This is a genomic window from Clavibacter sp. MX14-G9D, from assembly GCF_032917815.1.
GTDB lineage: Bacteria > Actinomycetota > Actinomycetes > Actinomycetales > Microbacteriaceae > Clavibacter > Clavibacter michiganensis_K.
The window spans coordinates 1-9223 of sequence record NZ_JAVCVL010000108.1 but is presented as its reverse complement, the minus strand read 5'-3'; the positions used below and the strand labels follow the sequence as shown (position 1 = coordinate 9223).

At 73.7% G+C, this 9223-nt stretch carries 9 protein-coding genes; 4 read left to right on the top strand and 5 right to left on the bottom strand.

Features of this window, described 5'->3' with window-relative positions; translation table 11 throughout:
- Positions 1-92 precede the first annotated feature (92 nt).
- The 5 genes from Q6969_RS09815 to Q6969_RS09795 are packed head-to-tail and all read right to left on the bottom strand — an operon-like array spanning position 93 to position 5498.
- Positions 93-1049, bottom strand: a complete 957-nt coding sequence (locus Q6969_RS09815; protein ID WP_317230275.1) for a 5-dehydro-4-deoxyglucarate dehydratase — start codon at positions 1047-1049, stop codon at positions 93-95.
- Positions 1049-2281, bottom strand: coding sequence for an enolase C-terminal domain-like protein (locus Q6969_RS09810; RefSeq protein WP_317230274.1), 1233 nt, complete (start codon positions 2279-2281; stop codon positions 1049-1051). Before Q6969_RS09810 ends, Q6969_RS09815 begins: the two co-directional genes overlap by 1 nt.
- A gap of 3 nt (positions 2282-2284) precedes the next feature.
- On the bottom strand, positions 2285-3190 hold the full coding sequence (locus Q6969_RS09805; protein WP_317230273.1) for a carbohydrate ABC transporter permease: 906 nt from the start codon (positions 3188-3190) through the stop codon (positions 2285-2287).
- Positions 3187-4149 (bottom strand): sugar ABC transporter permease, encoded by a 963-nt coding sequence (locus tag Q6969_RS09800; protein ID WP_317230272.1) that lies wholly within the window; start codon positions 4147-4149, stop codon positions 3187-3189. The genes Q6969_RS09805 and Q6969_RS09800 overlap by 4 nt, the downstream gene beginning before the upstream one ends.
- Positions 4146-5498, bottom strand: coding sequence for a sugar ABC transporter substrate-binding protein (locus tag Q6969_RS09795; protein WP_317230271.1), 1353 nt, complete (start codon positions 5496-5498; stop codon positions 4146-4148). Before Q6969_RS09795 ends, Q6969_RS09800 begins: the two co-directional genes overlap by 4 nt.
- Positions 5499-5609: 111 nt before the next feature.
- Here Q6969_RS09795 and Q6969_RS09790 point away from each other — a divergent pair, with 111 nt between their 5' ends.
- Genes Q6969_RS09790 through Q6969_RS09775 form a run of 4 tightly spaced genes read left to right on the top strand, consistent with a single transcriptional unit; the run spans position 5610 to position 9206 of the window.
- Positions 5610-6404, top strand: coding sequence for an NAD(P)-dependent oxidoreductase (locus tag Q6969_RS09790; RefSeq protein WP_317230270.1), 795 nt, complete (start codon positions 5610-5612; stop codon positions 6402-6404).
- Complete coding sequence (locus Q6969_RS09785) at positions 6398-7246, top strand: NAD(P)-dependent oxidoreductase (protein ID WP_317230269.1); 849 nt, start codon at positions 6398-6400, stop codon at positions 7244-7246. Before Q6969_RS09790 ends, Q6969_RS09785 begins: the two co-directional genes overlap by 7 nt.
- Complete coding sequence (locus Q6969_RS09780; protein ID WP_317230268.1) at positions 7243-8076, top strand: IclR family transcriptional regulator; 834 nt, start codon at positions 7243-7245, stop codon at positions 8074-8076. The genes Q6969_RS09785 and Q6969_RS09780 overlap by 4 nt, the downstream gene beginning before the upstream one ends.
- Positions 8073-9206 carry a hypothetical protein gene (locus Q6969_RS09775; protein ID WP_317230267.1) on the top strand — a complete coding sequence of 378 codons (1134 nt, stop codon included), beginning with the start codon at positions 8073-8075 and terminating at the stop codon, positions 9204-9206. The genes Q6969_RS09780 and Q6969_RS09775 overlap by 4 nt, the downstream gene beginning before the upstream one ends.
- Positions 9207-9223 lie beyond the last annotated feature (17 nt).

The following is a 9223-nucleotide window of genomic DNA, read 5'->3' as shown; positions in this document are numbered from 1 at the left end:
CTCCGCCTCGGTGGCCCGGGCGGCGGCGGGGGCGGCCGCGGCGGCGCGCGCCACGGTCTCCCGGACGGCCTCCGCCGTGGTGTCCGCGCCGCTCACGAGACCACCTCGTCGCCGTGCGCGAGGATCCGCTCGAGCTCCGCGAGCTGATGCGGGCTCGGATCCACGAGCGGCGCCCGGACGGACCCGACCGGCATCCCCCGGAGCCGCAGGCCCGCCTTGATGAGCGACACGGCGAAGCCCGGCGTCTGGTCGCGCAGGCGCACGAGCGGCGTGTAGAACCCGTCGAGGAGCCTGCGCTGCGCCTCCCGGTCGTCGGCCTCGTAGGCGGCGAAGAACGCCCGCGCGATCCGCGGAGCCATCGCGAAGACGGCGGACGAGTACAGCGGCACGCCGATGGCGCGGTAGGCCGCCTGGCTCGCCTCGGCCGTCAGCAGGCCGTTGAAGAACTGCACGTCCTCCCGTCCGGCCCGGCGCGCGGCCAGCACGAAGCGCTGCATGAGGGCGATGTCGCCGGCCCCGTCCTTGATGCCGGCGAGGGTGGGCAGGGCGAGGAGCCGCTCCACCGTCGACTCGCTGAACTGCGCGGTGCCCCGGTGGTACGCGATGAGCGGCAGCGGCGATGCGGCGGCGATGGCCTCCACGTACGCGGCGACGCCGGCCTGGGGGCCCTGCACGAGGTAGGGCGGCATCACGAGGATCCCGTCCGCGCCCAGCTCGGCGGCGATGCGGGCGCACCGGCGGGCATGCCCGAGCGGCCCGCCGACTCCCGCGACGACGACGTGACGCCCCGCGGCGGCCGCGACCCCGACGCGCACGGCCTGCGCGTACTCCTCGACGTCGAGCGCGTGGAACTCGCCCGTGCCGCACGCGACGAAGGCGGCGCCGGCGCCCTGGCCGAGCCCGTCGGCCACGTGCGCGGCGAGCAGGTCCTCGTCGACGCGGTCGTGGGCGTCGAACGGGGTCACGGGGAAGAAGAGCACGCCCTCGAGCGGGGCGAGCCCGCCGGACGCGGCGGTGGCGGGGGCGGCGGTGGTGTCGGTGATCGTCATCAGAACCTCGGGAGCGTGGGGTCGTAGGCGGGATGGATGCTGCGCATGTAGCCGGTGTCGTCGCGCACGGTGCGGCCGGACTCCCGGTACACGCGGTGCTGCCGGGCGAGAGCCTCGCGGTTGAGCTCGACGCCGAGGCCGGGGCCGGTCGGCACGGCGACGGCGCCGTCCACGATCTCGAGGACGCCGGGGACGATGACGTCGTCGCCGCGGTTCCACGGGTAGTGGGTGTCGCAGGCGTAGCCGAGCTCGGGGCTCGCGGCGGCGACGTGCGTCATCGCGGCGAGGGAGATCCCGAGGTGCGAGTTCGAGTGCATGGACAGGCCCACGCCCCAGGTGGCGCAGATCGCCGCCAGCTCGCGGGTGTGCGCGAGCCCGCCCCAGTAGTGGTGGTCGGAGAGCACGATCTGCACGGCGTCCTTCGCGAAGCCCTCCGCGATCTGCTCGAAGGTCACGACGCACATGTTCGTGGCGAGCGGCTGGGACACCTCGGCGGCCACGGCGGCCATCCCGTCGATCCCGAGCACCGGGTCCTCCAGGTACTCGAGCACGCCGTCCAGCTCGCGCGCGACGCGGAGGGCCGTCTCGTGCGTCCACGCGCCGTTGGGGTCGATGCGCAGCGGGTGGTCGGGGAACGCCTCGGCGAGGGCGCGGATCGCGGCGATCTCCTCGTCGGGCGGGAGCACGCCCGCCTTCAGCTTGATGGAGCCGAACCCGTACCGGCCGATGAGGAGGCGGGCCTGCGCGACGATGCCCGCGGGATCGAGCGCCGCGCCGAAGTCGTCGGGCTCCTGACCGGGGTGCGCCGCCCACTTGTAGAAGAGGTACGCGCTGTACGGGACGGCGTCGCGGACCCGGCCGCCCAGCAGCTCGCTGACCGGCAGGCCCGTGATGCGGCCCTGGGCGTCGTGCGCGGCGACGTCGATCATCGAGTAGACGACGCGGCGGGCGCGGCGGTCGAGCGGGCCGTCGTCGCCCCCGAGGGCCGCGCCGACCGCCGCCTCGATGCCGTGGAGGTCGAACACGCTGAGCCCGATGACGGCGTCCCGGACGGAGGCGACGGCATCGGCCGCGGCCGCACCGCCCTGGCCCTCGCCGAGGCCGATGACGCCGCCGTCGACGACGAGCTCGACGATGGTGCGCAGCGCCAGGGGCTCGTGCACGCCGTCGGCGTTCAGCAGGGGAGGGTCGCGGAACGCGATGGGCGTGACGACGAGGTCGCGGATGATCATGGGCTATCCCTTCGTCGCGCCGGAGGTGATCCCCCGGATGAGCGACTTCTGCATGAGCAGGTAGATGACGAGGCTGGGCAGGAGCGCGAGCAGGGCGCCGGCGAGGAGGACGCCCGAGCCGACCTCCGCATCGGTGCGGAGGATGCTGAGCGCGACGGTGAGCGTGTAGTCGCTCGGGTCGTCGGCGGCGATGAGGGGGAGCAGGTACTGATCCCAGATCATCATGAAGCCGAAGATCGTGACCACCCCCAGGACGGGCTTGCAGAGCGGCAGGATGATCGTCCAGAGCATCCGGAGCTCCCCGCAGCCGTCGAGCCGCGCGGCCTCCTCGATCTCCAGGGGGATGTCCTTCATGAACTCCGTCATGACGAGGATCGAGAAGCCCCAGACGGCGACCGGGAGGATGACGCCCCACGGCGTGCCGCGGAGGTTGATGCCGAGGCCGCCGACGTCGCCGATGACCTGCGAGAGCGGGATCGCGATGACCTCCTCCGGCAGCATCATCGTAAGCAGGAACAGCAGCATCACGAACGACTGGCCGCGGAACCGGTGCCGCGCGAGGGCGTACGAGGTGAGGATCGCGATCGCGATCTGGAGCACCAGCCCGCCTCCCGCGATCACGAGGGAGTTGGCGAAGTAGGAGAAGACGCCCTTGTCGGCCGCGATGCGGAACGACTCGAGCGAGAACTGCGCCGGGATGAGGCGGATGCTCGTCGACGACGTGAACGCGTCGAAGGCGCCCGAGACGATGATGACGAACGGCGCGGCGAAGACGATGAGGACGATCAGGCACAGCACCAGGCGCACGACGTTGGACACCCGGGGGCCGGTCTTCCAGCCGAGTGCGCTGTCGAACTGGCCGTCGTTCTCCCGACGGGCCCGGCGCGCGGGGCGCTCGAGGATGCTCACAGGGCCTTCTCCTTGCGTGAGGTCAGGGCGCGGACGCCGATGGTGAGGGCGAGGGTGGCGAGCAGGAGGAGCACGGAGGCTGCGGACGCGACGCCGAGGTCGTTCGAACGGAATCCGAGCGAGTAGACCCGGGTCATCCACACCTCCGTCGAGCCCGCGGGCCCGCCCCCGGTGAGCACGTACACCTCGGTGAAGGTGCGCAGGCTGCGGATGGCCGCGAGGGTGAGCACGACGCTGACCGCCGGGCGGAGGGCCGGCAGCACGATGTGCACGAGCCGCTGCCGCACGGTCACCCCGTCGACCGCTGCCGCCTCATAGAGGGTGCGATCGATCCCGGCGAGGCCCGCGAGGATGATCACCATGTTGTACGGCGCTCCGGTCCAGATGCCGACGAGCATCACGTAGCCGAGCGCCGTCGACTGGTCGCTGATGAAGCCCTGCGGCGCGATCCCGACGGTGCCCAGCACCTGGTTGAGGAACCCCGCGTCGGCCGGGAAGTACAGGATCCGCCAGATCTCGCCGACCACGGCCAGGGCCGTCACGACGGGGAGGAACACGGCGGTGCGGATGAACCACAGCCGCCGGGTGGTCCCCTCGAGCAGCAGCGCGAGGACGACGCCGACCGCGAGCGAGCCGATCGTCTGCCCGAGCCCCAGGATCACGGTGTGCCCGAGGGCGTCCATGAAGCGCTGGTCGCCGAGCACCTTCGCGTAGTTGTCGAACCCGACGAACTCGTCGCCGAGGAAGGGCTGCACCTTCACGGCGCTCATGCGGAAGCCCTCGATCATCGGGATGAACTTGAAGAGGGCGCCCAGGAGGAGGCCGGGGACGAGGAACGCCCACGGGATCAGCGAGCGCGTGCGGAACGGCGCGCGCGCCGTCCGCCGCACCGGCGTGAGGACGACGGGCTCCTCACGAGCCGCGTCCACGATCACCCCCGCCGGGGCGCCCGCGGTCACTCGCCGATCCCCTGCGAGTCGATCTCGCTGGTCAGCTGCTCGTCGATGGACGCGAGCCCGGCCGGGATGTCGCTGGAGCAGTCCGCCGCGATGGCGTTCAGGCCGTCGGCGACGATCTGACGGTACGGAGTGAAGTCGATGGACCAGGGGAAGGTGCGGGCGTCATCCGCGTAGGCCGCGGTGACGATGTCCCAACGGGGGTCCGCCTTGACCGCACCGACGTCGATCGTGGTGTTGACGGGGATGCGCACGACGGGCTGCGTCGTCACGCCCGCCGCGTTCGTCTCCACCTTCATCGCGAGCTCCTGGGCCTCCGGGGTGATGAGGAACTCGGCGAGCTGCTTCTGCAGGTCCGCCTTCTCGGAGGACGCGCCGAGGTAGATGTTCTCGCCCTCGGCGAGCGTGTCCGTCCCTCCGTCCGGGCCGGCCGGCGTCGGGATGACCTCCACGTTCTCGGCGCCCACGGCCTGGTCGAAGGTCGACAGGTTGTAGGGGCCGGTCTGGTAGATGCCCGCGGTGCCCTGCGCGAAGAAGGGGGTCTCGGCGGTGGTCAGGTTGATGGAGCCGGGCACGACGACGCCGGGGGTGCAGAACTGGTCGCGCACCCATTCGACGGCCGTGGCGGTCTCGGGCGAGTCCATGGCGGCGGAGTACTTCCCGTCGCCCTCGTCCCGCATGATGTCCCCGCCGGCCTGCCAGATGTAGGAGGCCGACCACCGGGCGATGTAGCCGCTCGTGGCACTGCCGGGGACGACCATGCCGTACGTGTCGGCCTGGCCGTTCCCGTCGGGGTCCTCCGTCGCGAACGCCTGGGCGAGGCTGGTGAGCTCGTCCCACGTCGTGGGGATCTCCCGGCCCAGCTTCTCGCGCCAGTCCTTGCGGACGATGGTGACGTTCGCCTGGCGGGACCACGGGATGCCGTAGTACTCGCCGTCGGTGCCGAGGTTCTCCTCCCACGTGGCGTCGGAGATGTCGCCCTCGCCCGCGATGGAGGACCGGTCGACGGGGAGCACGAAGCCCTGGGAGACGTAGTTGCCGAGGGAGCCGGCGTCGTTGATCAGGACGTCGGGGAGGTCCTTCTGCTGGGCGCGCGCCTGCAGCTGCGTGTCGAACTCGGTGATGGGCTTGTAGTCGATCGCGATGCCGGTCTTCGCGGTGAACGCGTCGAAGACCAGCTGGTAGGAGGCGGCGGACTCCGGTGCGCTGCGCGTCCACACCTCGAGCGAGCCGGATCCCTGGGGGTCGTCGCCCGAGGAGGGGGCGGAGGAGGAGCAGGCGCTGACGGTGCCGACCAGGGCGCCGACGGCGAGGAGTGCGGCGGCGCGCTGCACGGTGCGGGTCTTCTTCATCGAATCCTCATTTTCATACGTGAATGCATGACATCAGTGTGAATGCGTCTGCTAACGTAGGCGGCGATGGACCCGCTGTCAACGAGGACGGGTCGAAGGGGTGTGGGCCGGATGACCGCAGGACTGCGCATCGTGATCACGGGAGCCGCTGGCCTCGCCGGACGCGGGGTGCGCCCTGTGCTGCGTGCAGCCGGGCACCGGCTGGTGCTCCTCGACCTGGTGGCTGCCGACCCCGTGGGCACGGAGACCGCCTTGCTCGCCTCCGTCACCGACCTCGACGCCGTCCGCGAGGCCGTGCGCGGCGCCGACGTCGTCGTGCACCTGGGCGGCATCAGCCGCGAGCGGCCCTGGCGCGAGGTGCTGGAGGCCAACGTCGACGGCACCCGCTGCGTCCTCGAGGCCGCGCGCGACGCGGGAGTCCGGAGGGTCCTGCTGGCGAGCTCCACGCACGCCGTGGGGTTCCATCCCGTCCCCGCCCGCCCCGTCGAGCACCTGGCGCCCCGCCCGGACAGCTACTACGGCGTGAGCAAGGCCGCGATGGAGGCGCTGGGAGCCGTGTTCGCCGACCGCCACGGGATGAGCGTGGTCAGCGCCCGCATCGGGACCGTGCTCGAGCGTCCCACCAATAGCCGCTCCCTCTCGACCTGGCTGTCCTTCCCGGACCTCGCCCGCATGATCGAGGCGGTCGCCGCGCTCGACGCGCCGGGCGGGCACGTCATCTGGGGCATCTCGCGCAACACGCGCGCATGGGCCGGGCTCGAGGCCGGCCATGCGATCGGCTACTACCCTCAGGATGACGCGGAGGCGCACGCGGCGACGATCGACGTGGGCGACGCCTCGGAGGCCGACGGCCTCATCGGTGGGGCCTTCGCGGATCCGGGGCACGGCTTGGGGGACGCATGGTGACGACGGCGACGGCCCCCGAGGCCCGTGAGGAGGGCGGTGCCGGGCCGCGCAGCATCGTCATCACCGGGGCCGCCGGCCTCGTCGCCCGCGGGGTGCGGCCGCTCCTGCGCGCCGCCGGCCACCGGCTGACCCTCATCGACCTGGTCGACCCGGAGGCGGCCGCGGGCGAGACGGCGATCACGGCCTCCGTCACCGACACGGCCGCCGTCCGCGCGGCCGTCGACGGGGCGGACCTCGTCGTGCACCTCGGCGGCCTCAGCCGGGAGCGATCGTGGGCCGCGCTGGCGGAGGCGAACGTCGAGGGCACCCGCAGCGTGCTCGAGGCCGCCCGCGACACGGGCGTGCGGCGGGTACTGCTCGCGAGCAGCACGCACGCCGTCGGCTTCCATCCCGTGCCGGCGCAGCCCGTGGACCGGCTCGAACCGCGGCCCGACGGCCTGTACGGCGCGAGCAAGGCCGCCATGGAGGCGCTCGGCTCCGTGTACGCCGACCGCCACGGGCTCGCCGTCGTGAGCGTCCGCATCGGGACGGCCCTCGCGCGGCCCACCACCTCGCGCATGCTCTCCACCTGGCTCTCCTTCCCCGACCTCGCGCGGCTCGTCGAGGCGGTCGCCGTGCTCGACGAGCCCGGCGCGCGCATCGTGTGGGGCGTCTCCCGCAACACCCGCGCCTGGTTCGCGCACGACGCCGGGCACGCCATCGGCTACCACCCGCAGGACGACGCCGAGGCGCACGCGGCGGACGTCGTGCCGCGGGACGTGGACGGCGTCGATCCCGACGCGAACGGCCTCATCGGCGGCGAGTTCGCGTCGGCGGCGCATCCGCTGGGGGAGCCGTGGTGACCCGCGTCGCCGGGGAGCCGGCACCGGCATCGTCACCCGCGGCGGCGACGGCCGTGGCCGAGGGCGGCGCCCGACCCGTCAAGTCGGCGGAGCGCACCCTGGCCCTCCTCGAGCGGCTGGCGGCGTCGGACGAGCCCGTCTCCGTCGTCGATCTGCACCGCGCGTCCGGATACCCGCGCTCCAGCCTCCACCAGCTGCTGCACACCATGGCCGCCAGCGGCTGGATCGAGATGCTGCAGGACGGCACGCACGTCGCCATCGGATCCCGCGCCCTCGTCGTCGGCACCGCGTACCTCGACCGCGACCGGGCGCTCCCGCACGCCGTGCGGGCGCTCGAGCGCATCCGCGACGACACCGGCTACACCGCCCACTACGCCCGCCGCGAGGGCGACCAGGTGCTCTACCTGGCCACGCGCGAGACCACCGAGTCCCGCCGCGCCACCTCGCGCGTCGGCCGCCAGCTGCCCGCGCACGCCACCTCGCTCGGCAAGGCGCTGCTCGCGGAGCTCAGCCCCGCCGAGCGGCGCGACGCGCTCGGCGACGGCCCGCTGGCCGCCCTCACCCCGCGCACCGTCACGGACCGCGCCGCGCTGGACGCCCAGCTCGACGGGTTCCACGAGCGCGGCTACGCGCACGAGCGCGAGGAGAACCTCGCGGGCGTCAGCTGCGTGAGCGTCAGCGTGGGGTACCGGATCCCCGCGACCGACGCGATCAGCTGCTCCATGCCCGTCGCCCGGGCCGACGACGCGGAGGTCGCGCGGGTCGCCGCCGTCATCGGGACGCACGCGCAGCGGCTCGCCCAGGAGCTGCGCTCGGCGGGCGTCCGATGAGCCGGGCGTTCTGCGTGTACCCCTGGGACCTCATCGACGATCCCGCGGCGACCGCGCGCGTGCGGGATGCCGGTGCCGACTCCGTCGCGATCGCCGCGGCCTACCACTCCGTCCGCGCCGCGACGCCCCTGCACCCGCGGCACCGCGTGGTGGACGCCCGCGACGCCGCGCTCTACGTGCCCGTGCGCCCGGAGGCGTGGGGGGAGATCCGGCCGAGCGACGATGCGCCCTGGGTCGGGCCGCGGGCCTTCGAGCGCGCCGCCGCCGTCGCGCGGGAGGCGGGGCTGCGCGTCGAGGCCTGGATCGTGCTCACTCACGCGTGCGCGATCGGCGAGCGCCACCCCGGACGGTCCGTGGTCGACGCGTGGGGGCACGTGCACGTCCACGCGCTCTGCCCGTCGCACCCCGAGGTGCGCGAGTACGCGGCGACCCTCGTCGCCGAGGTCGCCGCCGCGGCACCGCTCGACGGCGTGATGCTGGAGGCCTGCGGTCCGCTCGGCCTCGCGCACCTCAGCGCCCACGAGAAGACGTCGGGCGCCGACTGGTCGAGCGACGTGGAGGCGCTCCTCTCCATCTGCTTCTGCACCGCCTGCGTCGCGGCGCTCGCCGCGGACGGCGTGGATCCGGACGCCCTCCGCGCGGAGGTGCGGGCCCGCGTCGACGCGGACGGCTCCACGGACGGCCTGGAGGCGGTGCTCGCCGTGCGCGCGCGGGCGCGCCGCCTCCTGCTCGAGGCGTGCGTCGGCGCGGCGCGGGCGGCGGGCGTGGCGCGCGTCGTCGTGCACGCGGATCCCGACCCGTGGGCCACGGGCCCCTTCGCGGCCCTCCTCGACGACGTCGACCTCGTCGACGGCGTCATCCTCGCGGACGCCGTCGTGCACGACCCGGACGCCGTCCGCGACCTGCGCGCCCGGCTCCCCGGCACCCGGCTGGGCGGCTGGATGTGGGCGATGCCACCGGCCACGGCCGCGGGGATCCGCGCGGGCTGGCCTCGTGCGATCGCCGGCATCGACGACGCGTACGCGTACCACCTGGGCCTCGTCGGGCCGGAGCGGCTGGCAGCGGTGGGCGACGCCCTGCGCGCGGGCGCGGGTGCGGATGGCTCCGAGGCTGCCTCGCCCGCGTCCTAGCCGCGCGGCCCCCGGCG